Origin of the sequence: Novosphingobium meiothermophilum (assembly GCF_003171715.1) — a bacterium.
Taxonomy (GTDB): Bacteria; Pseudomonadota; Alphaproteobacteria; order Sphingomonadales; family Sphingomonadaceae; genus Novosphingobium; species Novosphingobium meiothermophilum.
In genome coordinates, this window is record NZ_QGHL01000014.1 from 17,586 (window position 1) to 43,233 (window position 25,648).

Here is a 25,648-nt window from a genome sequence, read left to right on the forward strand (position 1 = left end):
TGCGCTCTTGTGCCATGCCGCCCCTGCGCCTAGATAACCGGAACGATTCGGTCTGATTTGCAGATCGCCTGTTCCGGAAAGCTGTTCGATGCGCCTGTCCAGCATGGCCGATTATGCCGTTGTCACGATGAGCGCCGCCGCGCGCCACTGCGGTCTGTCGGGTGGCACGGGGCAGCGCATCTCTGCCCAGCAACTGGCCGATGAAACCGGTCTGCCTGCGCCAACGGTGCAGAAGCTGGTCAGCAAGCTTTCTGCCGCCGGACTGCTGAAGGCAGTGCGCGGCGCGCGGGGCGGGCTGAAACTGGCGCGCCCGGCGGCGGCTATCACTTTGGCGGATATCGTCGAGGCCGTGGAAGGCCCCATTGCGCTGACGCCGTGCAGCGAGCATGGGCGGCACGATTGCACGCTTGAGGCCGCCTGCACCGTCCGTCCGCACTGGCCTGCCGTGGATGCGGCGCTGCGCGGCGCGCTGGCGGGCATACCGCTTACCCAATTGTCCCGTCCTGCCGGTGCAGCGGCATTGTCGGCTGAGGTTATGGCATGACTGATAACGTGGAAGTGAAGGATCAGGCTGCCCGCGAAGCTGCCGCCAGAGTGGCCGAATACGAGCATGGCTGGGTTGCGGACATAGAGCAGGAATACGGGCCGAAGGGCCTGTCGGAAGAGACGGTCCGCTTCATTTCGGCCAGGAAGGACGAGCCCGAATGGATGCTGGAATGGCGCCTGAAGGCCTATCGCCACTGGCTCACCATGCCCACGCCGGACTGGGCCAAGCTGAACATTCCCCCGATCGATTACAACGAAGCCTATTACTGGGCCGCGCCCAAGGCCAAGCCCAAGCTCGGCAGCCTTGACGAGGTCGATCCGGAAATCCTGCGCGTCTATGAAAAGCTGGGCATTCCGCTGGAAGAGCAGAAAGTGCTCGCCGGCGTGGAGGGCGCGCGCAAGGTGGCGGTCGACGCGGTGTTCGACAGCGTTTCGGTGGCCACCACCTTCCGCAAGGAACTGGAAGCGGCGGGCGTCATCTTCCGCTCGATCTCCGAAGCGATCCGCGAGTATCCGGACCTCGTGAAGAAGTGGCTGGGCAAGGTCGTGCCGATGCACGACAACTTCTTCGCCACGTTGAACTGCGCGGTCTTTTCCGACGGCACCTTCGTCTATATCCCCGAAGGCGTGCGCTGCCCGATGGAGCTGTCCACCTATTTCCGCATCAACGCGGAAAACACCGGGCAGTTCGAACGCACCCTGATCGTGGCGGACAAGGGCAGTTACGTGTCCTATCTCGAAGGCTGCACCGCCCCTCAACGCGATGAAAACCAGCTTCACGCCGCCGTGGTGGAACTCGTCGCGCTCGACGATGCCGAGATCAAGTATTCCACCGTTCAGAACTGGTATCCCGGCGATGCGCAAGGCCGGGGCGGCATCTACAATTTCGTGACCAAGCGTGCGCTGTGCCAGGGCGCGCGCAGCAAGGTTTCGTGGACGCAGGTGGAAACCGGCTCGGCCATTACGTGGAAGTATCCGAGCTGCGTGCTGAACGGCGAGGATTCGGTGGGCGAGTTCTACTCGGTCGCTGTCACCAACAACCACCAGCAGGCCGATACCGGCACCAAGATGATCCACAATGGCAAGGGGTCGCGCTCGACCATCGTGTCGAAGGGGATCTCGGCCGGCAAGAGCAACAACACCTATCGCGGCCTCGTCCGCGTGGCCCCGCAGGCCGAAGGCGTGCGCAACTTCACCCAGTGCGACAGCCTGCTGCTGGGAGCCGAATGCGGCGCGCACACCGTGCCCTATATCGAGGTGAAGAACCCCAGCGCCACGATCGAACACGAAGCCACCACCAGCAAGATCAGCGACGACCAGCTGTTCTACGCCATGCAGCGCGGCCTCGATCAGGAAAGCGCGGTTGCCCTGATCGTCAACGGCTTCGCGCGCGAAGTGCTCCAGCAACTGCCGATGGAGTTTGCCGTGGAAGCGCAGAAGCTGCTCGGAATCAGTCTTGAAGGATCGGTCGGTTGAAGAAGACTCTCTCCATCCGCCCTGTCGGCGAACGTGCCGAAGCGCCCAAGATCCAGAAGAAGGGGCGCGGCTGGGCCATTTCAGGCTCGCGCCTTGATGCGATCCATGATCGTGCACGCCAGCTTCGCCGCGAACCGGACGAGGCGCATGTCGCGCTGGCAGAGGAACTGGCCAAGGAAGACCTCGGCAAATACCGGTTCAAGCGCTATGCCGTGATCGGCTCGGCCATCGTCGATTTCGCCAGCCAGCCCTTGAAGCTGGTCGTTGCGCTTGATCGGGGCGAGGCGCCGGAAATCGAGCGCCGCCGCGATGCCAGCCTTGCCGAAGTCGGCCTCAAGGTGATCCGCTATGATGCAGCCGAAGTGCTCGGCGATCCCGAAGGCGCCTGCGCGGCTGTCCTGCGCGAGATGAAGGCCCGCTACGACGAACTGCGCGCCGCCGCCCGGCCCAAGCGACCCTCCCAAACGCGCTCCGGCGCCCGCCCGCAGCGCACCGTTCGCGGTTGAAAGACAGACCCATGCTCAAGATTGAAAACCTCCAGGCCACCGTTGCCGACAAGCCGATCCTCAAGGGTCTTTCGCTCACCATAAATGCGGGCGAGGTCCATGCCATCATGGGGCCGAACGGGGCGGGAAAGTCCACGCTGGGTTATACGCTTGGCGGGCGGCCCGGCTATGAAGTGACCGGCGGCTCGGCCACGCTGGACGGCGCCGATCTGCTGGCGATGGAACCGCACGAGCGCGCGGCGGCGGGCCTGTTCCTCGGCTTCCAGTATCCGGTCGAGATTCCGGGCGTATCGTTCGTCCAGTTCCTGCGCGAAGCGGCCAATGCGCAGCGCAAGAGCCGGGGCCAGGCACCGCTTTCGGGCGGAGAGTTCCTCAGGCTCGCCAAGGAGAAGGCCGCCCTGCTGCGCATGGACATGGAAATGCTCAAGCGCCCGGTGAACGTCGGCTTTTCGGGCGGTGAGAAGAAGCGCGCCGAGATGGTCCAGATGGGCATTCTCGATCCCAAGATCGCCATCCTCGATGAAACCGATTCCGGTCTCGACATCGACGCGCTGCGCATCTGCGGCGAAGGCATCAACGCCATCATGCGCAAGAGCGACAAGGCCGTGCTGCTCATCACCCACTACCAGCGCCTGCTCGATTACGTGAAGCCGGATTTCGTCCACGTGCTGGCCGGTGGCCGCATCGTGAAGAGCGGCGGCCCGGAACTGGCGCTCGAACTTGAAGAGCACGGCTACGAGGCTGTCGCGGCATGAGCGAGGCTCTGGCCCTGCCCACGCGCAAGGACGAAGCGTTCCGCTATTCCGATCTTGCCGCGCTGGAGACGCTCTGGCCGGTGCCCCGGCGCGACATCCATGTTGCGGCGGGCGAACAGGGCGCAAGCACCGTCGTGATCGATGGCGCCAATGATGCCGCGCAGGATATCGTCATCACGCTGGAGGACGGCGCGGAGTATGATCTGCGCCTGCTCAACGCCGGGTCCGCCTATGGCCGCATTGCGGTCAGGGTCAGGCTGGGCAAGGGCGCGAAGTTCCATCTGGGAGCGGCGCAGATTGCAGGCGGCCAGCAGACCGCCGAGATCGTCACCGAAGTCGTCCATGCCGAGCCTGATGCGATCTCAAGCCAGGTCGTTCGCTCGGTCCTTGGCGGCAAGGCCACCGGCACATATCTGGGCCGTGTGGTCGTGGCGCGCGGGGCCATCGGCACTGATGGGGAGCAATCCATCCGGGCCATGCTGCTGGATCGCACCGCTACCGCCAATGCCCGCCCGGAGCTTGAAATCTTCGCGGATGATGTGAAGTGCGCGCATGGCTGCGCGGTGGGTGAACTGGACGCGCAGGGCCTGTTCTATCTGCAATCGCGCGGCCTGCCGCCCGCCGAGGCCAAGAAGCTGATGCTTCAGGCGTTCATCGCCGAAGCCTTTGTCGGCGCGGCCGACGAGGAGGCACTGACCAGAGCCGCATTGCAGGCGCTGGAGGCGCTGCTGTGACCACCGCAACGCTTGCCCGCGATGCGATCTGGCCCGGATTAGTGAACCCGGAAGGTAGCCGCTGGCACTATCTTGATACCGCCGCCACCGCGCAGAAGCCGCAAGTGGTGATCGATGCCATGATCCGCGCGCTGGGCAGCGATTACGCGACGGTCCATCGCGGCGTCTATGCCCGCTCGGCCGACATGACGCTGGCCTTCGAGGCAGCGCGGCGCAAGGTGGCCGGCCTGATCGGCGGGGACGAGGGCGAGATCGTCTTTACGCGCGGCGCGACCGAGGCGATCAATCTCGTCGCCCAGACATGGGGGCAGGCGAATCTCAAGGCGGGCGACCGCATCCTGATCTCCACGCTGGAACACCATGCCAATATCGTGCCCTGGCAGATGCTGCGCGAGCGGACCGGGGTTGCAATCGACGTATGTCCGCTGACCGATGACGGGCGCATCGATCTTGATGCGGCGGAGCGGATGCTCACCCCGGCGCACCGGCTGGTGGCGCTGGCACATGTCTCGAACGTGCTCGGCTCGGTGCTCGATGCGCCGTGCGCGGTGGCTCTGGCGCGCTCGGTCGGCGCGAAGATCCTGCTGGATGGCTGCCAGTCGGTTGCGCGCCTGCGCGTGGACGTGAAGGCGCTGGATGCCGATTTCTATGTGTTCTCGGCGCACAAGCTCTATGGTCCCACCGGCATCGGTGCCTTGTGGGCAAAGGCCGAGATCCTCGATGCCATGCCTCCGTGGCAGGGCGGCGGCGCGATGATCGACCGCGTCACCTTCGAGCGCACCACTTATGCCCCTGCGCCGCAGCGCTTCGAGGCGGGAACGCCTGCCATTGTCGAGGCCATCGGCTTCGGTGCAGCGGTCGATTTCGTGACCGGACAGGGGCTTGATGCGATCCATGCCCATGAATGCGCACTGGTGCAGGCCGCGCGCGAGGCGCTGCGCGGCATCAACGCGGTGCGCCTGTTCGGGCCGGAAGACAGCGCAGGGATTGTCAGCTTCGCGCTGGAAGGCGTGCATCCGCACGATCTGGGCACGATCCTTGACGAAGAGGGCGTAGCGATCCGCGCCGGGCATCACTGCGCCCAGCCACTGATGGCGCACCTTGGCGTGCCGGCCACGGCGCGGGCCAGTTTCGGCATCTACAGCGATGAAAGCGATATAGCCGCGCTGGTGCGCGGGATCGAACGGACCAGGAGGATCTTCGGATGAGTGCAAGCGATCCCCGACAGGAAACAGGGTTTGCGGTGGAGGAAGTGGCGCAGGTCAGCCCGCCGCGCCGTGCGCGGGTTGATGACATTGCCGAACCGGCAGGCGATGCGGCAACCACCGAAACGGCTGCCGAAAAGCTTGAGCGCAAGCGCGACTATCTGGAAGGCTTCCTTGCCGCCAAGCCCGCAGGCGCTTCCCCCGGCGAGCCGGGCGGCGATCTTTACGAAGGAGTCATCGCCGCGCTGCGCGAGATTTTCGATCCGGAAATCCCGGTCAACATCTATGACCTTGGCCTGATCTACGGGGTAGAGGTTTCCGATGAAGCCGATGTCACCGTGACGATGACGCTGACCACGCCGCATTGCCCCGTGGCCGAATCGATGCCGGGCGAGGTGGAGCTGCGGGTCTCCTCGGTGCCCGGTGTGCGTGATGCCGAAGTCAATCTGGTGTGGGATCCGCCGTGGGATCCTGCCAAGATGAGCGACGAGGCCAAGCTTGAGCTGGGAATGCTCTGAGCAATTTTCGAACAAGGCCCCATATAGGTGCTGCCATGACGACCGAGACCCAGACCAGACCCCGCCGCCCGCGCCCTGCCGCCGTGGTGCTGACGCCCGCCGCCGAGGCGCGCATTGCCCATCTGATGGCCACCGCCCCCGAAGGCGCGATAGGGGTCAAGCTGTCCACCCCGCGCCGGGGCTGTTCGGGCCTTGCCTATTCGGTCGATTACGTGACCGAGGCCAGCCCGCTGGACGAGAAGATCGAGACGCCGGGCGGCCTGTTCTTCATCGACAGCGCGTCGGTGCTCTATCTCATCGGCAGCACGATGGACTGGCAGGAGGACGATTTCACCGCCGGCTTCGTCTTCCAGAACCCGAATGCCAAGGGATCATGCGGTTGCGGGGAAAGCTTCACCGTCTGATCCGCCGGGCAGGTCTGATCCGTCATTAAAGGCTGCTTGCCACCTTGCGGTTCTCCCGGTTCAATCAGGCAGGTTGAACACCGGGAGCCGCGCGATGCACAGCCTTGATGACCTGCGCCGGAAGGTTGAAAGCCAGAAGACCGGCAACCCCGCGATGTATGGCGGCATCGATTTTGCCGCCCGGCCCGAACGCCTGCTGCCCCATGACCCGACCGGTGGGCAGGCGCATCTATCCGAACTGCGCGGGCGGTTCGCCGCCGATGCGCCGCGCCTGCTGGAAAACCGCGAACTGATGGGCCGCATGGCGCTCTACACCATGCTGGGCGATACGGTGGCCGATCCCTATGCCGCGCTCATGCCGCAGCGCGGCTTCCGCCCGCTGGTGGAGATGCTGGTGAGGGCCTGCGACGAGGGGGTGGAGGCCGTGACCGAGGCGCCGCCGGAACTGGTGCGCTTCATCCGCGCGATGGAAGACACGCCGCCGTGGGTGGACATGACGCTGATCGAGCGCGGGGCGCGCATCCAGCGCAATGCCATGGCCAATTTCGCGCCATGGGCAATTCGCGGCGGGTTCATCGCCACTTTCATGAACAAGTATGCCGCCCTGCCCATGGCGCTGACGGGCACGCTTTCGCACAAGACGGCGGCGCGCCGGATCAAGGAGACCGCCACCTTCTTTGCCACCAGCACCCTGCCCGGCGCGCTCAGGCGCGATGGCGCGGGTTTCAAGGCGGCGGCGATGGTGCGCCTGATGCATTCGATGGTGCGTTTCAACGTGCTGTCGCAGGGCCGGTGGGACCAGACCGTCTATGGCATCCCGATCCCGCAGGTCGACCAGATGCCCGCCGGGCTAATCGGCGATTTCTTCCTGTCGTCAGGCGCCTTGCAGCAAGGGCGCAGCACCTTCAACGCGGATGAACGCGCGCAGGTGGAACTTTCGCGCTATCGCTGCTTCCTGCTGGGCCTGCCGCAGGATCTGTTGGGCGACAATCCGCGCGACGTGGTGGATCTCTGGAACGCGCGGATGCTATCCCTGCGTCGCGGATTCGACCCGCAAACCTGCGGCGCACTGCTGAAGGCCACGATGCAGGCGCGGCTGGGCGATACTTCAACCCCGGCGGGCGCGCTGCGCGAACGCTTCGAGCGGAGCTTTTCCAAGATCTACTTCCTGCAGAACTTCTGCGACGGCAGGGACGAGCGCGCAAAGGCCTTCGGCGTTCCGATAAGCGCGGTGGACAAGGCGCGCGCCGCCGTGGTGGGGGCGCATGTCTTTGGGCGGATGCGCGCCTATACGGCCGCCGCGAAAGTGCCGGTGCTGGGTGCGATTGCTGATCGGCGGCTGACCGCGCGGCTGCGACGCTACCTTGGCACGCTTGGCCATGCCGAGTTCACCAGCGATGCAGCGCAATACCGGCCCGCGCCGCTGAAGGGCGAAGCTGCAACCGTCTGAACCTGCCGCCGAAGGGTGGTTCAGTCCCCGCCTTCTAGGAAGCGCAGCAGCGCCTGATCGAGCGGATCGACCTGATCGTTGGCGTCGATCTGCGATTCCAGCCAGAGCCGTTCGGCATCGGTCACGCCGTGGTCCCCGGCGGCTTCGGTGGCAATGTCGCGCATCGGCTGCTTGCGGCCGAAGGTCACTTCGCGCAGGCCTTGCGCAAAGCCGCTGGCGCTGGTGCTCGCCATGCGCCCGAAGAAGCGTCCGACGTGGCTCGTGCGGTCGTTCATGAAGGCTTCGAGTTCACCCGCGCGTTCGCGCGAAAGGCCCTTCGCGCCGTTCCAGCCCTGAAGGTAGTTGCCCACCCCCTGCACGAAGAGGCGCTCCCATTCCGGAGCATTGGGCGCGCCCAGCGTGCGGTCCTTGAGGCGGAAGAGCATTTCGGCCTCGCGCTGGCTGACGCCTGCCGGGCGCTCTCCGCCTGATGCGAAGATGGTGCGCCGGATCAGCGCACATTCGGCTGCGGTTATCACGCCGGGTTGCAGTTCGCCGCCGCAGCGGGTGGGGCCTTCACCGCTCAGCACTTCGCGTTCAAGCTGTTCAAGCACGAACAGGCGCAGCGCTTCGGGCGCGGACAGCGCCTTTTCCAGCACGCGCACCAGCAGTTCCAGTTCGGTCAGGCTTTCCACCTTGCCATCGTGCGATACGCGCTCGATCAGCCAGCGGGCGTTCTCGTCCGAGACATGGCCGCGCGGCTCGGTGCCGTTGACGGTGAACTCCACCAGCGCCTCAAGGAAGAAATCCGACCATTCGCGCGTGGGTGCGGCAAGCTGGTCGTTCATGATGAAGATGGCCTCGGCCTCTTCGGGATCGATCTTGCCATCAGGCCACGCCGCGCGGCGCAGCGCAAGGATTTCGTCGGCGGAAATCGTGCCGTCCCCGGCGGCCTGCGCGGCCAGTGCGCGGAAATGCAAGGTCATGCGTATCTGGTCCCTTCCTGCACCGGCGTGGCGGCGATCCTGCGCTGGGACTTAAGGGAAAGCGCTTAATTTGGGGTTATCAGCCTGACGACCGCCATCAGCCCCGAAAGCGCCAGCAGGAAGCCCACGAAACCGCGCCAGGCCGCATCGCTGACCTTGCCAAAGGCCATGGCCCCAAGGTGATTGCCCGCCAGAACGGGGCCGAACAGCAGCAGCGCGAAGATTGCCTGACGCCACGTGGCCAGACCCAGCGCGAGCGCGGAAAGCGTGCTGGCGACCGAGGTGAGGAGGAATACCGTGAGCATCGAGGCGCGTGCCACCTCGCGCGGGATCGGGCGGCGCAGGTAGAAGGGCACCACGGGCGGCCCCGGCATTCCGGCAAAACCTGTCAGCAGGCCCGCTGCGGCTCCTGTCAGTCCGGTTTCCACCGCGCCGGGGGCATGGCCCGGACGGGCTGGCAGGAGAACCATGACAAAGGCCCCGATCGCCACCAGTGCAATGAGCACGCGCGCAAGGCCGGGCGGGGTGGCGAAAAGCAGCAGCAGCCCGGCAGGCGTCAGCAACACGGCCGCGCCGCCGATCATGCCCGCGCTCTTCTCGCTCTGCCGCCAGACCTTGCGTGCGCCGACAAGGCCGATCAGCAGCGCCAGCATGTTCGACACGACAACCGCTTCGCCCGGCGGGATCACCAGCGCGATCAGCGGCACCAGCAGGATTGCCATGCCAAAGCCCGCCAGCCCGCGCACGAATGCGGCAACGAATGCCGCCAGCGCGCAGAGCGCGAGCGAGAGGAGCGGAAGGCCGAGCGCGGTCAGTGGCGCAGATCCGGCGGCGTTGCCTCGCCCTTCAGCAGGGCGATGGCCTCATCCAGCGGCATGATCTTCTGGTGCTGTTCCCCAAGGATGCGGATGGCAACCGTCCCCTCCTCGGCCTCGCGCTTGCCCACCACCAGCAGGTAGGGGACCTTCTGAAGCGAGTGTTCGCGCACCTTGTAGTTGATCTTCTCGTTCCGGAGATCGGTTTCCGCGCGGATACCGGCAGCCCTGAGCCGGGCGAGCGCGTCTTTCGCATAGTCGTCGGCGTCGGAAACGATCGTGGCGACCACGGCCTGGACCGGCGCGAGCCAGACCGGCAGGCGGCCGGCAAAATGCTCGATCAGGATGCCGATGAAGCGTTCATAGCTGCCGAAGATCGCACGATGCAGCATGACCGGGCGGTGCTTTTCCCCGTCCTCGCCGATGTAGCTGGCATCGAGCCTTTCGGGCAGGACGCGGTCCGACTGGATCGTGCCCACCTGCCAGGTGCGCCCGATGGCGTCGGTCAGGTGCCATTCCAGCTTGGGCGCATAGAACGCGCCTTCGCCGGGCAACTCCTCCCAGCCATAGTCCGCCGTGGCAAGACCGGCGCGCACCACCGCATCGCGCAGTTCGCTTTCGGCCTTGTCCCACATTTCCTCGGTGCCGAAGCGCTTTTCCGGGCGCAGCGCCAGCTTGATCGCATAGGTAAAGCCGAAATCCCTGTAGATGCGGTCGGCCAGTTCGCAGAACGCCTGCACTTCGGCCACGATCTGGTCCTCGCGGCAGAAGATGTGGGCATCGTCCTGCGTGAACTGGCGCACGCGCATCAGCCCGTGCAGCGCGCCATGGGGTTCGTTGCGGTGGCAGCAGCCATTTTCATACAGGCGCAGCGGCAGATCGCGGTAGGACTTGATGCCCTGCCGGAAGATCAGGACGTGCGCCGGGCAGTTCATCGGCTTCAACGCCATCCAGTCGGCATCGTTCGAAACGATCGGGCCCTCGTCATCGACATTGGGCACTTCGTCGGGGATGACGAACATGTTCTCGCGGTATTTGCCCCAGTGGCCGGATTGCTCCCACTGGCGCGCGTCCATCACCTGCGGGGTCTTGACCTCGCGGTAGCCCGCGCCATCGATCGCGCGGCGCATGTAGGCTTCCAGTTCGCGCCAGATGAGATAGCCCTTGGGGTGCCAGAACACGCTGCCATGGGCTTCCTGCTGAAGGTGGAACAGGTCCATTTCCTGCCCCAGCTTGCGATGATCGCGCTTTGCTGCTTCCTCAAGCCGGGTCAGGTGCGCATCAAGCTGCTTCTTGTTGAGCCAGCCGGTGCCATAGATGCGCGAAAGCATGGCGTTCTTCTGGTCGCCGCGCCAGTAGGCACCCGACACGCGCGTCAGCTTGAACCCTTGCGGATCAAGCTTGCCGGTGGAGGGCAGATGCGGGCCGCGGCACATGTCGAGCCAGTCATCCCCGCTCCAGTAAACCGTCAGTTCCTCGCCTTCGGGCAGTTCAGCGGCCCATTCGGCCTTGAAGCTTTCGCCCTGCTGCTTCCAGCGGCTGATAAGCTGCTCGCGGCTCCACACCTCGCGGCGCAGCGGCTTGTTGGCGGCGATGATGCGGCGCATTTCCGCCTCGATCGCGGGCAGATCCTCGTCGGTAAACGGGCGCTCTGCCGGGGCGAAATCATAGTAGAAGCCGTCGTCCGTGCTGGGGCCGAAGGTGATCTGCGTGCCGGGAAACAGCGCCTGCACCGCCTCTGCCAGAACATGCGCGTAATCGTGCCGGGCAAGATCAAGCGCCTCGGCCTCGTCCTTGGCGGTAATGAGCGCCAGCGCCGAATCCGTGGTGAGCGGGCGGGTGAGATCGACCAGTTCGCCATCCACCTTTGCCGCCAGCGCCGCCTTGGCAAGGCCGGGTCCGATGGCGGCGGCAATATCCGCAGGCGTGGTGCCGGGGGCAACCTCGCGGAGCGAGCCATCGGGCAGGGTGATCTTCAGCAGTTCGGACATCGGGGTCTCTCTACAGCAATCTGGCCAAATCGATCTGGCAAACGCGATTTTGCCGGTGCCTTGCCACAGGAACAGGGCCGCCGGAAGGGTGCGCATCGGCTAAATCGGATCGGTTCGGGAGGCGATGCGCGAAATCCGCCCGGACCGGGCGGCGGCATCGCGGCGGGCCTCAGCCCTGCGGCGACCGCCCCCGGCCCGCGGTAGTAGTGCCCGCGTGCCGGGTAACGGCAAAAGTGGCGGCAGGTGTGATGCTGGTGCGGTATGCCATTGTCCACGCCTCTAGCCGGGATTTGCGGCGGTGTCATTAGCTGCCACTCCGGATGTCGCGGCGCACTTGCTCCCGCCCTGTGGCCAGCGCCCTGTTGCCAGCAGAAGGGCGCCGCGCCATGACGGCAGGCATGACCGACATTGCCCGCTTCACCCTGCCGTCGGGCCAGCAGATGGCCTATCGTTTCCACCCCGGCCGATTGCCCGCTCTCGTTTTCCTGCCCGGCTACAAATCGGACATGGCGGGGGGAAAGGCGCAGGCCGTGCTTGCCTGGGCGCAGGCGCAGGGCCGCGCCTGTCTGCTGCTCGACTATACCGGTTGCGGGCTGAGCGACGGGGACTTTGCCGATGGCCGTCTTTCGCAATGGCGCGACGAGGTGGCGCTGCTGATCGATCATCTGGCTATCTCGGCGGTGCAGCTTGTCGGGTCGAGCATGGGGGGCTGGCTCATGCTGCTGATCGCGGAAAAGCTGGGCGAGCGGGTGGATGCCATGGTCGGCATCGCGCCCGCGCCCGATTTCACCGAATGGGGTCTTTCGCCTGCGCAGCGAATCGAACTGGCAGCCGGACGCACGATCTTCGAGGACAACCCCTATGGCCCGGAGCCGACGCCGACCCATGCCGGGTTCTTCTCCGATGCCGAACGGCACCGGCGGCTTGGTGGCGAGATCGTCTTCGATGGCCGGGTGCGGCTGCTGCACGGACAGGCCGATGCGGATGTGCCGTGGGAGATATCGCTGCGGCTGGCGCGCGCCCTGCGTTCAGCCGACGTGCAGGTCCATCTCATCAAGGACGGCGATCACCGGCTTTCGCGGGAAAGCGACATCGCGCTGCTCCTGCGGGAAATCGCCGGGCTGGAAGGATGATGCGACCATGATCGATCTGCCCGTGCCCCAGTTTGCGCAGGAGGTTGTCTTTGTGCAGGCGCAGGAAGTGGCGCTGATGCAGGTTGGCGGCGGCACGATTCCCCGCCGCGAATCCGAACTGCCGCTGCCGCACCGGCGCAAGGGCAAGGCCGATCCCGCCGCGGGCTGGAACGGGCAGGGTAAGCCGACGCTGGAACGCCCCGATCTTCCTGAACGCGATCGTCTGGCCGATTGCCTTGCCAAGGCCGCCAGCAATCCCGATGCCGCCATGGTCGAGGCGCAGGTCTGGCTGGGCGAAGGGCGCAGCGCAGCGCAGCAGGTGCGGGCCAACCACTGCCTTGGCGTGCTGCGTGCCAATGCCGGCGATTTTGATGCCTCGGCCGATGCCTTTGCCGCGGCAGTGGCAGGCATTCCGGCCGAGCAGGAAGTGGCGGCGGTGCCGCTCATGGCGATGGCGGGCAATGCTGCGCTTGCGGGCGGCAAGGCGGATGCGGCGCTGGGCTGGTTCGACCGGGCGCTGGCGGTGAAGGGCTATGCCGACGCGCCCGCGCTGGGGGCGATCCAGATCGACCGGTCGCGCGCGCTGGTGGCGCTGGGCCGCACGGTCGATGCGGCGGCGGCCCTGCACGAAGCGCACCGGCTGGCGCCCGCCGATGCCGAGGGCTGGCTGCTTTCGGCCACGCTCGCCCGGCGGCAGGGCAGCCTTGCGCTGGCGCAGCGCGATATCGAGACGGCGGCAGGGCTTGATCCGCGCGATCCGCGCATCGGGCTTGAGGCCGGGGTCATCGCCGTGCTTGCCGGGCGCGACGAGGCAGCGCGCAAGTCGTGGGAATCCGTGATCGCGATGGACCGGGACGGCGATCTTGCCCGCACCGCGCAGAGCTATCTTGACCAGCTTGGCCCGGTGGCCGACACTGCGACCCCTGCCGCGAAGGGGGAGAAGTCCGGCTCATGAAACTGTCCGTTCTCGATCTGGTCAGCGTGGTCGAGGGCGGCACCGTGCGCGCGGCGCTGGACAATGCAGCCGCCGCCGCGCGTCAGGCCGAGGCATGCGGCTACCAGCGCTACTGGGTGGCCGAGCATCACGGCATGGAAGGGCTGGCAGGCGCGGCCACGGCGGTGGCGCTGGCGCACATCGGGCAGGCCACAACCACCATCCGCATCGGTGCGGGCGGGATCATGCTGCCCAACCACAATCCGCTGGTGATTGCCGAACAGTTCGGCACGCTGGCAGCGCTTTTTCCGGGGCGGATCGATCTGGGGCTTGGGCGCGCGCCGGGGGCGGACCAGCGCATCGTGCGCGCCCTGCGCAAAGACACGAACCGCGCGGCCGAGGATTTCCCGCAGGACGTGGTGGAACTGCAATTGCAGTTCGCCGGCGATCCGCGCGTTCCCTTGCAGGCCCATCCGGGCAAGGGGGCGGATGTGGCGATCTGGATTCTTGGGTCGAGCCTCTATGGCGCGCAGCTCGCGGCCATGCTGGGCCTGCCCTATGCCTTCGCCTCGCATTTTGCGCCCGATCATCTTGATGCGGCGCTGAAGATCTACCGCGAACGGTTTCAGCCTTCGGCGGTGCTCGATGCACCCTATTGCGCGGCGGCGATCAATGTCGTGGCAGCCGATACCGACGCGGAAGCGCAGTTGATCGCTTCATCGATGGATCAGGCTTTCGTGGCGCTGCGCACCGGCAATCCGGGCAGACTGAAACCGCCCGTGCCGGGATACCGCGAAAGCCTGCCCGCGCCCGCGCGCGCCATGCTGGAGCATGTGCGGCAGGTAAGCGCCTGCGGATCGGTGACAACCGTGCGGGCGCAGCTTGCCGCCTTTGCCGCGCGCACCGGCGTGGACGAGGTGATCGTTGCGGGTTCGTTCTTCGATCAGGAGGCCCGGCTGAAGTCTTTGCGGCTTACGGCCGAGGCTGCGCGGGAACCCGTGGCCGCAAGCGTGGTTTCCTGACGAAATGGCGCAGGCCCTCGCTGCGGCATGATCCGCCGCCAGCACACGCCACAACGGAAGGGTTAAGCCACAGGCGCCATTGAACCGGACTTGAGCCGCCGACCGGGGTGGATTACCATCTGGAACAATGATACAAGTGCGTATTCTATAATTACAAGAGAGAGCAATATACTCTCTCGCAGGAGAGCTGGAGAAACGCCATGGCGTCCCCGTCCGCACCCACGCTTGCCCCGTCTGAACCGTCTGCGACGCCGGGGGTGAACAGCCTCGACATGCCCGGCGGCGATCTTGCCCACGCCCTGCTCGAACGGTTTTCGGCAGCGCTTCTGCCTGATGAGGCCCGCGATTTCGATGCAGCGCGCCTTGCCGAGGCGGCACGCTTCACCGCCGCGGCCGCCGCCGTGCGCAAGGCCGCCGAGCCTGCCATCGTCATCGAAAGCGTGAGCGCTGCCCGCGGGGCCGAGCGGCATCTGCGCATCGCCATCATCAACGATGACATGCCGTTCCTTGTCGATTCGGTCACATCGGCGATCACCGCGCAGGGGCTGGCGATCGATCGGCTGGTGCATCCCGTGGCCGCCGTGCGCCGCGATGGCGAGGGGCGGCTGATCGGCCTGCCTGCGGGCGATGCCAGCGGCGAGCGTCGCGAATCGATCATCTATCTGGAAACCGAACGCGCCGATGCGCGCCAGCGCCGCGCGCTGGCAGGGGTGCTGTCAGAAGTGCTGGCCGATGTGCGCGCGGCCGTGGCGGACTGGCCGCTGATGCAGGCAGCCATGCGCGCCGATGCCGACGGACTGGCCGATCCAGAGGGCGCGGCGCTGCTGCGCTGGCTGGCCGACGGGATGCTGACCCAGCTGGGCAGCGTAACACGGCTGCGCGACGGCGCCAATGAACAGCCGCTGGGCATCTGCCGCGCCAGCGCCCGCAGCCTTCTGGCCGCGCCATCCTATGAGCGCGCGTTCGAGTGGTTCGACAGCGGCAAGGGGCGCGCGCCGCTGATCGTCAAGGCCAACCGCATTGCCAACGTTCACCGGCGCGTGCCGCTTGACCTGTTCATCGTGCCGCGCATCGAGAACGGCAAGGTTGCCGCGCTCAGCGTCCATGCGGGGGTGTGGACCAGCGCCGCACTGGCGGCCGCGCCCGACCGCGTGCCGCGCCTGCGCACCCAGCTTGCCGAGTTGATGGACCGGTTCGGCTTTGCGCCCAAGGGCCATGCCGGAAAGGCGCTGGTCCATGCCATGACCGCGCTGCCGCATGATCTTCTCATCAGCTTTGCCGAAGCCGATCTGGAGCGCGTTGTGACAGCCACGATGAGCCTCGTGGACCGCCCGCGCCCGCGTCTTGCGCTGGTCGAGGCGCCTCTTGCGCGGCACCTCTTCGCATTCGTCTGGCTGCCGCGCGATCTGCTTTCGACACAGGTGCGCCTGTCGATCCAGGCGATGCTGGAAAGCGCCGCCGGGGCGCAGGTGATCGACTGGGCCTTGCAGGTGGAAGGCAGCACGCTGGCCATGCTGCGCTTCGTGCTCGACGTGCGCGAACAGTCCGATGCGGGCGCTGACGAGGACGCCCTCGACCAGCAGTTGCAGGGTCTGGTGCGCGGCTGGGCCGGGGCGGTGGAAGCCGAACTGGCAAAGGCTGAGGAACCGGCGCGCGCGGCGGCGCTGGCGGCGCGCTATGCCGATGCCTTTCCGCTGGCGTTCCGCAATGCGTCCGGGCCGGAAGAAGCCGCAAGCGACATCCGCGTGCTGCGGACCTTGGCCGGATCGAAAGCCCCGCGCCGTGCCGCGCGCCTGCACCGCCATGCCGGGGAAGAAGCGCTGCGCCTCAAGCTCTACCAGCGCGAAGGCGCGATCGTGCTTTCGGATGCAGTGCCGGTTCTGGAAAACTTCGGCTTCCGCGTGCTGGAAGAAGTGCCGACCCCGCTGGCGGGCGGCAAGCTGGGCTATATCCATGATTTCATCGTGGCCCATCCGGCAGGCAGCACGGTGGACGAACTTCTGGCGCGGGCAGCCTCGATCGAAGCCTCGCTGGCGGCCGTGCTCAATGGTGCGGCGGAAGACGATGCCTTCAACCGCCTGATCGTGGCAATCGGACTTACCGCGACCGAGGCGAACTGGCTGCGCGCGTTCTACCGCTATCTGCGGCAGGCGGGCATGACCTTCGGCATCCCCACTGTGGTCGATGCGCTGAGGTCTGCCCCGGCCGTAACGCGCGGCCTGATCGATGCCTTTTCCGCGCGCCATGATCCGGCCTTTGCCGGAGACCGCGAAGAGGCTTTTGCCGCCGCCGAAGAGCGGATCAGGACCGGTCTTGCCGCAGTGGCCGCGATCAACGATGATCGACTCCTGCGCGCCTTCCGTGCGCTGGTGGGGGCGATCCTGCGCACCAATGCCTTTGCGCCTGCGGCAGCCGAGGCGCTGGCCTTCAAGATCGATTCCGCACAGGTGCCCGGCCTGCCCAAGCCGCTGCCGTGGCGGGAAATCTTCGTCTATTCGCCGCGCGTGGAGGGCATCCACCTGCGCGCCGGGGCCGTGGCACGCGGGGGGCTGCGCTGGTCGGACCGGCGCGACGATTTCCGCACCGAAATCCTTGGCCTGATGAAGGCGCAGCGCGTGAAGAACGCGGTGATCGTGCCCACGGGCGCAAAGGGCGGTTTCTATCCAAAGCAGTTGCCCGATCCGGTGCGCGACCGCGAAGGCTGGCTGGCGGAAGGCAAGGCCAGCTATCAGGTGTTCATCCGCACGCTGCTGTCGCTGACCGACAACATCGTTGGCGGCAGGGTTGTGCATCCGGCAGGCGTGGTGGTGCGCGATGGGGAAGACCCCTATTTCGTCGTGGCCGCCGACAAGGGCACGGCAACCTTCTCCGACGTGGCCAATGCCATTGCCCAAAGCCGCGATTTCTGGCTCGATGATGCCTTCGCCAGCGGTGGCTCCAATGGCTATGACCACAAGGCCATGGGCATCACCGCACGGGGTGCGTGGCTTTCGGTGCGGCGCCACTTCCTTGAGATGGGCGTCGATGTCCAGACCGATCCGGTGCGCGTGGCGGGCTGCGGCGACATGTCGGGCGACGTGTTCGGCAACGGGATGCTGCTTTCGCGGACGATCAAGCTGGTTGCGGCTTTCGATCACCGGCACGTCTTCCTCGATCCCGATCCCGATCCCGCCGCAAGCTGGCAGGAGCGCGCGCGCATGTTCGCGCTGCCCCGGTCAAGCTGGGACGATTACGACAGGAGCCTGATTTCGGCGGGTGGCGGGGTATTCCCGCGCAGCATGAAGGCAATCCCGCTTTCGCCGCAGGTGCAGGCCATGCTGGGGCTGGACGCAGCCGAGATCGATCCGGATTCGCTGATTTCGGCAATCCTGCGCGCCAAGGTGGACCTGCTCTGGTTCGGCGGGATCGGCACGTATGTGAAGGCGGGCCACGAGAACAACGTCGACGTGGGCGATCCGGCCAACGATGCCTTGCGCGTATCGGCCCATGAAGTGCGCGCCCGCGTGATCGGCGAAGGCGCGAACCTTGGCGTCACGCAGGCGGGCCGCATCGCCTTTGCGCTCTATGGCGCCGATGGCGCGGGCGGGCGCATCAACACCGATTTCATCGACAATTCGGCAGGGGTCGATTGTTCGGACAACGAGGTGAACATCAAGATCGCATTGGCAGCGGCCAAGCGTGCAGGGCGGCTCGACGAGGCGGCGCGGGTCGAACTGCTGGCTGCCATGACCGACGACGTTGCCCACCTCGTGCTTGAGGACAACCGCCTTCAGGCGCTGGCGCTTTCCATTGCCGAGCGCGGCGGTGCGGCGGCCATGCCTTCATGGTCGCGCCTGATCGATGTGCTGGAGGAAGGTGGCGATCTTGATCGCCGGACCGAAGGGCTGGCCAGCGCCGAGGAACTGGCGCGTCGCGCCGCGGCAGGGCAGGGGCTGACCCGGCCCGAACTGGCGGTGCTGCTGTCCAGCAGCAAGCTGGCCTTGCAGCGCGCGCTCGAGGAAAGCGCGGTGGTGGACGATCCAGTGCTGGAAGCGGAACTGATCGCCGCGTTTCCGCCCCGGATGCGCGAAGCCTTCCCTGCCGAGATCGCGCAGCACCGCCTGCGCCGCGAGATCATTGCAACCAAGCTGGCGAACCGCATCGTCAACCGCATGGGTCCGGTCATGCCCTTCGAACTGTGCGAGGAGGAGGGCGTTTCGCTGGCGCAGATGGCGGCGGCCTTCGTCGCGGCCGAACGGCTGCTCGATCTCGGCAGGACATGGGACATGCTCGATACGGCAGTCATGTCCGAAGCGCTGCGGCTCATGCTGTTCGAACGTGCGGCGCAGGGTCTGCGCGGCCATGTTGCCGATGTGCTGCGCGCGGGGCACGGTTCGCTGCAACCGGGCGCACTGATTGCCATGCTCGATGCCGATGTCGGCCTGCTTTCGGGCGCGGCGGCGGGGCTGCTGCGCGGCGAGGCGCAGGCACAGGCGCGCCAGATGGCCGATGATCTGGCCGCCGCCGGTGCGCCTGCCGAAGTTGCCGCGCGGCTTGTCCATCTGTTCGACATGGACGGCGCGGTGGGGCTTGCCCATCTGGCGGGCGACCTGGGCGTGGATGCCGCGCTTCTGACGAGGGCCTTTGCCGATCTGGGCGCAGAACTGGGGCTGGACTGGGCGCAGCAGACGACCCGCAAGCTTGCCGTGTCCGATACGTGGGAGCGCCTGCTGGTGGCGGGGCTGGGACGCGATTTCGAGCAGATGCGCCTCGATTTCCTTGGCCGATGCGGCGATGCCGGGCCAGACCGGTTCGCGCGCGAATGGCTGGCCGGCCATGCCGATGAAGTGCGCCAGTTCCGCGCGCTGGTGGCCCGTGCGCAGTCAGCACCGGCGGTCACGCCTGCCATGCTGGCGCAGGTGGCCAGTCAGGCCCGGACCCTGCTGGGGCGGTAGCTGACCCCGACGTGCCCTGACCTCTGGCAAGAGTGGTCCCTTTTTTGATGCGAGTCAGTTGACGCAGGGCCGCTTTTGTCCAAACGGCTGAGCCATACCTGAGAGGATTCGACGGATGGGCAGTGAAATGGATCGCGCGGACGTTATTATCGTGGGTGCGGGACACGGCGGAGCGCAGGCCGCCATCGCATTGCGCCAGAACGGTTTCGAGGGGCGCGTTCTGGTGATCGGACGGGAGCCGGAAATCCCCTACGAACGTCCGCCACTATCCAAGGAATATCTTGCGCGCGAAAAGACCTTCGATCGCATCTGCATCCGCCCTGCCCAGTTCTGGCAGGACAAGGGCGTGGAAGTGAAGCTGGGCGCAGAAGTCGTCTCGCTCGATCCGGCGGCGCACACGGTCACGCTGGGGGATGGTTCGCAGGTTGCCTATGGCAAGCTGATCTGGGCAACCGGTGGCGATCCGCGCAGGCTTTCATGCGCCGGGGTCGATCTTGGCGGCGTCCATGCCGTGCGCACCAAGGAAGATGCCGACCGGCTGATGGCTGAACTGGACGCCGGAGCGAAGCGCGCGGTGGTGATCGGCGGGGGCTATATCGGGCTGGAAGCCGCCGCCGTGCTGACCAAGTTCGACGTGCACGTCACCCTGCTTGAGGCGCTGCCGCGCGTGCTGGCGCGCGTGGCCGGTGAAGCGCTTTCCCAGTTCTACGAGGCCGAGCACCGTGCGCACGGCGTTGACCTGCGCACCAGCGCGGCGATGGACAGCATCGTCGGCGAAAATGGGCGCGTGACCGGCGTGAAGATGCAGGATGGCGAAGTTCTGCCAGCCGACATCGTGATCGTGGGCATCGGCATCGTGCCCTGCGTGGGGCCGCTGCTCCAGGCGGGCGCGGCAGGCGGCAACGGGGTGGATGTCGATGAATATTGCCGCACCTCTCTGGCCGATGTCTATGCCATCGGCGATTGCGCGGCCCACGCCAATGCTTTTGCCGATGGCGCGGTGATCCGGCTGGAATCGGTGCAGAACGCCAACGATATGGCCAATGCCGTGGCGAAGGCCATCTGCGGCAATCCGGTGCCCTATGCGGCCACCCCTTGGTTCTGGTCGAACCAGTATGACCTGAAGCTCCAGACTGTCGGCCTTTCGACAGGGCACGATCAGGCCGTGCTGCGCGGCGATCCGGCAGCGCGCTCTTTCTCGGTGGTTTACCTGAGGGCCGGCAAGGTCGTTGCGCTCGATTGCGTGAACATGGTCAAGGACTATGTGCAGGGCAAGAAGCTGGTAGAAGCGCGCGCCGCGATTGCCCCCGAACTGCTGGCCGATGCCAGCGTGCCGCTGAAGGAAATGGCGGTCTAGCCAAGGCGCTGCATGGCCCAGTGGGCGGCGTCGGCGATGGCCGGGTCAGGATCGTTCGCAAGGGCCTGCACCGCGGGAAGCAGGGCCGGATCGGCGCTGTTGCCCGCAGCATAGAGGCAGTTGCGCACCCAGCGGTCGCGTCCGATGCGCTTGATCGGGCTGCCGCTGAACACGCGGCGGAAGGCCGCATCATCAAGCGCCAGCATGTCGGCAAGGCGGGGCGCGGCCAGCTCCGCGCGCGGCAGGAAAGCGCGGTTGGCCTGTGCGGCGGCGGCAAAGCGGTTCCACGGGCAGGCGGCAAGGCAATCATCACAGCCATAGATGCGGTTGCCCATCGCGGTGCGGAACTCGTGCGGGATTGGGCCCTTGTGCTCGATCGTGAGGTAGGAAATGCAGCGCCGCGCATCGAGCCGGTAGGGCGCGGGAAAGGCATCCGTGGGGCAGGCCGTCTGGCAGGCGGAGCAGGTGCCGCAGCGATCGGCGTGGGGCTGATCGGGCGAAAGGGCAAGCGTGGTGAAAATCGCGCCAAGGAACAGCCACGAGCCATGGGTGCGGCTGACGAGATTGGTATGCTTGCCCTGCCAGCCGATCCCGGCAAGCTGGCCCAGCGGCTTTTCCATGACCGGCGCGGTATCGACGAAGACCTTGACCTCTGCGCCCGGCTGGTCCGCCACCAGCCAGCGCGCCAGCGCCTTCAGCCCGCGCTTGACCACATCGTGATAGTCGGCCCCTTGTGCATAGACCGAGATGCGCGCGCGGTCAGGATGGGCTTGCAGCATCCGGGGATCGGCAGCGGGCGCATAACTCATGCCCAGCGCGATCACGCTTTGCGCCTCAGGCCAGAGCGAGCGCGGGCCGCGCCGGTGGTGGAGGCGCGTCTCCATCCATTCCATCGTGCCGTGGCAGCCATCGCCCAGCCATTGTTCCAGCCGACGCGCGCGCAGCGGATCATCCGCAGCAGGCGCAATGCCGCAGGCGGCAAAGCCGAGCGCTGCAGCTTCGGCCTTCAACCGGCTTTCCAGATTTCCTGCCGTGCCGTTAACCAAACTTGTGGCCTCGCTCGTTCATTCGCTATCGCTAGGGGGATGAGCCATGAAGATCGAGCTAGGGCAATGGCGGGCGGGAGGCAACTTGGCAGGCAACGGGGTTGACCTGACGGGCAGGGAACTCGCCATCGAGGCGCGCGGGCTGGTGAAGCGGTTTGACGGCTTTACCGCAGTGGACGGCGTGGACATCGCCGTGCCGAGGGGCGCGATCTACGGCATCCTTGGTCCCAACGGCGCGGGCAAGACCACCACGCTGCGCATGCTGCTGGGCATCATCGACCCGGATGAAGGCTATCGCCGCGTGCTGGGCGCGGAGCGGCCCACCGATGTGGCGCGGCGGATCGGCTATCTGCCGGAGGAGCGCGGGCTATACCCTGCGATGAAAGCCTATGAGGCCATCGGTTTCCTTGCCGCGCTGCGCGGAGTGCCGCTGAAGGAAGGGCGACGGCGGGGGCGCGAACTGCTGGAGGCGCATGGCCTTGGCTATGCGGCAGACCGGCAGATCCGGCAGATGTCGAAAGGCATGGCGCAGACCGTGCAGCTTCTGGGCACGCTGGTGCACGAACCCGATCTGGTGGTGTTCGACGAGCCTTTCTCAGGTCTCGACGCGCTCAATCAAGGCAAGCTGGAGCGGATGATCCGCGATCTGGCGGCGCGCGGCACCACGGTGATCTTCTCAACCCATGTCATCGCCCATGCCGAACGCCTGTGCGATCAGGTGGCGATCATTGCGGGCGGCAAGGTGCCCTTCGCCGGTCCGGTGGACGTGGCGCGCGACCGGCTGCGCCCGCAGGTGCGGCTGGAAACGCGCGCGCAGGACGGGCCTTGGCGGGCGGCGCTTCCGGCGGATGCGCGCCATGAAGGCGCGTTCTGGTTCTTCACCCTGCCCGAAAGCGGCGTGGAGCCGCTGTTGCGGGCACTGATCGAAGGGGATGCAGGCATTCTCAGCCTGTCGATCGAACGCGCAGGGCTGCACGATGCCTTCGTGGCGATTGCGGGCGAGGCGGCGGCAAAAGCGCTTGAGGAAAGCGCGGGAGAAACCCGATGACCGGATGGACCGAGAAGCTGCGCGCCGCGCTGGTGATCGCACGGCGCGATTTCGTGGCCGTGGTCTTTTCCAAGACCTTCATCTTCTTCCTGATCGGCCCGGCCTTTCCGGTGATCGTGGGCGGGCTTGCGGGCAGCATCGGCGACAAGGTGCAGCAGAACGTGGACCGGCCGACCATCGGCCTTGCCATGAGCGCGGCCGATGCCGGACGCATGGTGGCGGCCCGTGCGGAACTGGACGGGCGGGTGCCGGGCACTATTCCTGAACTGGTGGTGCTGGCCGACGTGCGCCCCGGCGAGGCGTTCGATGCGCGCGCGGCGCTGGCCGATGGCGCAAGGCCGGTCGCGGCGGTTGTCGGCGGCACGCTCGACGCGCCGACGCTGACTGCCCCGCGCGAGCGGGCCCGCCAGTGGGTGGGCGTGGTTTCCAATCTTGCGGCGCGGGCGCGGGCAGCAGAACCGACCGTCTATCCCGAAGTTGCGGTAGAGGAAGTGGCCACATCGGTGGCCAAGGTGAAGACCGGCCAGACCTATACCGCGCAGGGCGCGCAGGTTCTGCTGTTCCTGTTGACCATGCTGCTGGCGGGCATGGTGCTTTCCAATCTGGTCGAGGAAAAGGGCAACAAGATCATCGAGGTTCTGGCCGCCGCCATTCCGATGGACGCGATGTTCATGGGCAAGCTCTTTGCCATGCTGGCTGTCAGCCTTGTCGGCATTGCGGTATGGGGCAGCGTGGGCGGGGCCATCGTGCTGGCGGGCGCCAAGAGCCTGCCTTCGGTGCCGGCCCCCGCCGTGGGCTGGCCGCTGTTCGCGCTGCTGGGCTTTCTCTATTTCGCCATGGCCTATCTGCTGATGGGATCGCTGTTCCTTTCCATCGGGGGCATGGCCACCACCGTGCGCGAAGTGCAGACGCTGTCGATGCCGGTCTCGATGTTCCAGCTCATGGTGTTCTTCTTTTCAAGCTATGCTCTGACCTCGCCCGGCACATGGGTGGAATGGTTCTCGCTGATCTTCCCGGTATCTTCGCCTTACGCCATGCTGGCGCGCGCGGCGCAGCATGGCGAAGTCTGGCCGCATGTGCTGGCGCTTGGCTGGCAGGGTCTGTGGGTGATCGTGATCGTGCGGGCCGGGGCGCTCCTGTTCCGGCGGACAGTGATGAAATCCGGCCCGGCACAGGGAAGGCGCGGCGTCTGGGCACGACTTTTCGGAAAAGGCGCGAAGGCTTATTGACAAGAATGTAGGTTGTGGCAGCTTGCATTGGCAAGGAGGACCGCGAGGCACAGGCGCGGCCGCCGCACGACGGACCCATTCCGGAGGATAGCCATGGCAACGCAGCTTGCACCCGAAGCGCAGCAGTTCACCTACCGCAGTTCACCCACCGCGATCGAAGCCTTCACCGCATGGCTGAAGGAAAACCCGCAGGCCATTCCGGCCCATACCCACAAGTGGGACGTGAGCCGGTCCGACATCTACCTTGAAGACCGCTGGCAGCCGATCTTTGCCGAGATGCGCGCGCAAGCCCCGGTCAACTTCGTGCCCGAATCGCCCTATGGCGCCTACTGGAACGTGGTGAACCACAAGGCGATCCAGCACGTCGAATCGCTGCCCGAACTCTATTCCTCGTCGTGGCGCTATGGCGGCATCACCATTGGCGATCCGCCGGATGATGTCGATCCGGCGGTTCTGGCCGAGCGCCAGCTGCCGATGTTCATTGCCATGGACCGGCCCGAACACACCGGCCAGCGGCGCACCGTGGCCCCGGCCTTTACCCCCGCCAAGATGGTGGAGATGGAAGCCGACATTCGCCGCCGCACCGGCGAAGTGCTCGATTCGCTGCCCTGGGGCGAAAAGTTCGACTGGGTCGACAAGGTTTCGATCGAGCTGACCACCGGGATGCTTGCCATCCTCTTCGGCTTTCCCTGGGCCGACCGGCGCCTCCTGACCTTCTGGTCGGACTGGGCGGGCGATGTGGAACTGATCCTTGCGCGCGAACTGTCGGACATGCGCTTTTCGTTCCTGGGAGAGATGGCGCACTATTTCCAGCGCCTCTGGGCCGAGCGGATGCGGGCCGCGCCTTCGGGCGATCTCATCTCCATGATGATCCATTCCGAAGCGATGAACCACATGAGCCCGCAGGAGTTCATGGGCAATCTGGTGCTGCTGATCGTGGGCGGCAACGATACCACGCGCAACACCATGTCGGGCATTGTCCATGCGCTCGACCAGTTCCCCGACCAGCGCGAACTGCTTGAACGCGATCCTTCGCTGATCCCGAACGCGGTGCAGGAATGCATCCGTTTCGTGACCCCGCTGGCGCACATGCGCCGCACCGCCACGGCCGATGCCGAACTGTTCGGGCAGAACATCAAGGCGGGCGACAAGCTGATCCTGTGGTATATCTCGGCCAACCGCGACGAGACGGTGTTCGAAAACCCCGACAAGCTGATCGTCGACCGGCCCAATGCCCGGCGGCACCTTTCCTTCGGCCACGGCATTCACCGCTGCGTGGGCGCGCGCCTTGCCGAACTGCAACTGCGCATCCTGCTTGAGGAAATGCACGAGAGGCGGATGCGGGTGCGCGTGGCCGGCACGGTGGAGCGCGTGCGCGCCAACTTCGTCCACGGCTTCCGCAAGCTGGAAGTCATGCTCGAAAAGCGGTAATTCGCCAGGCGTCGGCCTGTGCTATGCCGCAGGTCACGATTGGCAGGGCGGAACCGGGCTATTGCTTGCCCTGTCCTGTCGGCGGGCCACCGCCCCCCGGAGTTTCGCCTCCCGGCCAGTCGGCAGGACACCGGGAGGTTGCCGTCAGT

Annotated in this window: 21 protein-coding genes; 17 read left to right on the forward strand and 4 right to left on the reverse strand. The window is 66.3% G+C overall.

Features of this window, described 5'->3' with window-relative positions; all coding sequences use genetic code 11:
• Positions 1-88: 88 nt before the first annotated feature.
• The 9 genes from DKM43_RS12725 (at position 89) to DKM43_RS12765 (ending at position 7,594) form a co-directional block, all read left to right on the forward strand.
• A complete protein-coding gene (locus DKM43_RS12725; RefSeq protein WP_109798879.1) occupies positions 89-544 on the forward strand; it encodes an RrF2 family transcriptional regulator in 456 nt (151 codons plus the stop codon).
• Positions 541-2,022: a Fe-S cluster assembly protein SufB gene (gene sufB / locus DKM43_RS12730; RefSeq protein WP_109798880.1), complete on the forward strand. Its 1,482-nt coding sequence runs from the start codon at positions 541-543 to the stop codon at positions 2,020-2,022. Before DKM43_RS12725 ends, sufB begins: the two co-directional genes overlap by 4 nt.
• Entirely contained in the window at positions 2,019-2,528 is a 510-nt protein-coding gene (locus DKM43_RS12735) for an endonuclease domain-containing protein (RefSeq protein ID WP_109798881.1), read from the forward strand. The genes sufB and DKM43_RS12735 overlap by 4 nt, the downstream gene beginning before the upstream one ends.
• Before the next feature lie 11 nt (positions 2,529-2,539).
• Entirely contained in the window at positions 2,540-3,283 is a 744-nt protein-coding gene (gene sufC / locus DKM43_RS12740; RefSeq protein WP_109798882.1) for a Fe-S cluster assembly ATPase SufC, read from the forward strand.
• Positions 3,280-4,017 (forward strand): SufD family Fe-S cluster assembly protein, encoded by a 738-nt coding sequence (locus tag DKM43_RS12745; RefSeq protein WP_109798883.1) that lies wholly within the window; start codon positions 3,280-3,282, stop codon positions 4,015-4,017. Before sufC ends, DKM43_RS12745 begins: the two co-directional genes overlap by 4 nt.
• Before the next feature lie 26 nt (positions 4,018-4,043).
• Entirely contained in the window at positions 4,044-5,225 is a 1,182-nt protein-coding gene (locus DKM43_RS12750; protein WP_407938498.1) for a cysteine desulfurase, read from the forward strand.
• Complete coding sequence (locus DKM43_RS12755) at positions 5,222-5,740, forward strand: SUF system Fe-S cluster assembly protein (RefSeq protein ID WP_109798885.1); 519 nt, start codon at positions 5,222-5,224, stop codon at positions 5,738-5,740. The genes DKM43_RS12750 and DKM43_RS12755 overlap by 4 nt, the downstream gene beginning before the upstream one ends.
• A gap of 35 nt (positions 5,741-5,775) precedes the next feature.
• Positions 5,776-6,144 carry a HesB/IscA family protein gene (locus DKM43_RS12760; protein WP_109798886.1) on the forward strand — a complete coding sequence of 123 codons (369 nt, stop codon included), beginning with the start codon at positions 5,776-5,778 and terminating at the stop codon, positions 6,142-6,144.
• Between the two features lie 94 nt (positions 6,145-6,238).
• Positions 6,239-7,594, forward strand: a complete 1,356-nt coding sequence (locus tag DKM43_RS12765) for an oxygenase MpaB family protein (RefSeq protein WP_109798929.1) — start codon at positions 6,239-6,241, stop codon at positions 7,592-7,594.
• A gap of 20 nt (positions 7,595-7,614) precedes the next feature.
• On the opposite strand, the gene DKM43_RS12770 is transcribed toward DKM43_RS12765, so the two are convergent.
• From DKM43_RS12770 to thrS, 3 genes are all read right to left on the reverse strand, one after another.
• Entirely contained in the window at positions 7,615-8,559 is a 945-nt protein-coding gene (locus DKM43_RS12770) for a hypothetical protein (RefSeq protein ID WP_109798887.1), read from the reverse strand.
• Between the two features lie 65 nt (positions 8,560-8,624).
• Complete coding sequence (locus DKM43_RS12775) at positions 8,625-9,374, reverse strand: sulfite exporter TauE/SafE family protein (RefSeq protein ID WP_269089619.1); 750 nt, start codon at positions 9,372-9,374, stop codon at positions 8,625-8,627.
• The gene (gene thrS / locus DKM43_RS12780; RefSeq protein WP_109798889.1) at positions 9,371-11,365 is read right to left on the reverse strand and encodes a threonine--tRNA ligase; all 1,995 of its coding nucleotides are present in this window, start codon (positions 11,363-11,365) and stop codon (positions 9,371-9,373) included. The genes DKM43_RS12775 and thrS overlap by 4 nt, the downstream gene beginning before the upstream one ends.
• Before the next feature lie 398 nt (positions 11,366-11,763).
• Here thrS and DKM43_RS12785 point away from each other — a divergent pair, with 398 nt between their 5' ends.
• The 5 genes from DKM43_RS12785 (at position 11,764) to DKM43_RS12805 (ending at position 20,745) form a co-directional block, all read left to right on the forward strand.
• A complete protein-coding gene (locus DKM43_RS12785; RefSeq protein ID WP_236632572.1) occupies positions 11,764-12,498 on the forward strand; it encodes an alpha/beta fold hydrolase in 735 nt (244 codons plus the stop codon).
• A gap of 7 nt (positions 12,499-12,505) precedes the next feature.
• The gene (locus tag DKM43_RS12790; protein WP_236632573.1) at positions 12,506-13,453 is read left to right on the forward strand and encodes a tetratricopeptide repeat protein; all 948 of its coding nucleotides are present in this window, start codon (positions 12,506-12,508) and stop codon (positions 13,451-13,453) included.
• Positions 13,450-14,454 (forward strand): LLM class flavin-dependent oxidoreductase, encoded by a 1,005-nt coding sequence (locus tag DKM43_RS12795; protein ID WP_109798891.1) that lies wholly within the window; start codon positions 13,450-13,452, stop codon positions 14,452-14,454. Before DKM43_RS12790 ends, DKM43_RS12795 begins: the two co-directional genes overlap by 4 nt.
• Before the next feature lie 272 nt (positions 14,455-14,726).
• Complete coding sequence (locus DKM43_RS12800) at positions 14,727-19,388, forward strand: NAD-glutamate dehydrogenase domain-containing protein (protein ID WP_109798931.1); 4,662 nt, start codon at positions 14,727-14,729, stop codon at positions 19,386-19,388.
• A 127-nt stretch (positions 19,389-19,515) separates the two neighbouring features.
• Positions 19,516-20,745, forward strand: coding sequence for an NAD(P)/FAD-dependent oxidoreductase (locus DKM43_RS12805; RefSeq protein ID WP_109798892.1), 1,230 nt, complete (start codon positions 19,516-19,518; stop codon positions 20,743-20,745).
• On the opposite strand, the gene queG is transcribed toward DKM43_RS12805, so the two are convergent.
• Positions 20,742-21,755, reverse strand: coding sequence for a tRNA epoxyqueuosine(34) reductase QueG (gene queG / locus DKM43_RS12810; protein WP_236632574.1), 1,014 nt, complete (start codon positions 21,753-21,755; stop codon positions 20,742-20,744). The two genes, DKM43_RS12805 and queG, sit on opposite strands and share 4 nt — an antisense overlap.
• Positions 21,756-21,837: 82 nt before the next feature.
• Between queG and DKM43_RS12815 the strand changes: the two genes are divergently transcribed.
• The 3 genes from DKM43_RS12815 (at position 21,838) to DKM43_RS12825 (ending at position 25,499) form a co-directional block, all read left to right on the forward strand.
• Complete coding sequence (locus tag DKM43_RS12815) at positions 21,838-22,839, forward strand: ABC transporter ATP-binding protein (RefSeq protein WP_109798894.1); 1,002 nt, start codon at positions 21,838-21,840, stop codon at positions 22,837-22,839.
• A complete protein-coding gene (locus DKM43_RS12820; protein WP_109798895.1) occupies positions 22,836-24,068 on the forward strand; it encodes an ABC transporter permease in 1,233 nt (410 codons plus the stop codon). The genes DKM43_RS12815 and DKM43_RS12820 overlap by 4 nt, the downstream gene beginning before the upstream one ends.
• Positions 24,069-24,161: 93 nt before the next feature.
• On the forward strand, positions 24,162-25,499 hold the full coding sequence (locus DKM43_RS12825; protein ID WP_109798896.1) for a cytochrome P450: 1,338 nt from the start codon (positions 24,162-24,164) through the stop codon (positions 25,497-25,499).
• Positions 25,500-25,648: the final 149 nt, after the last annotated feature.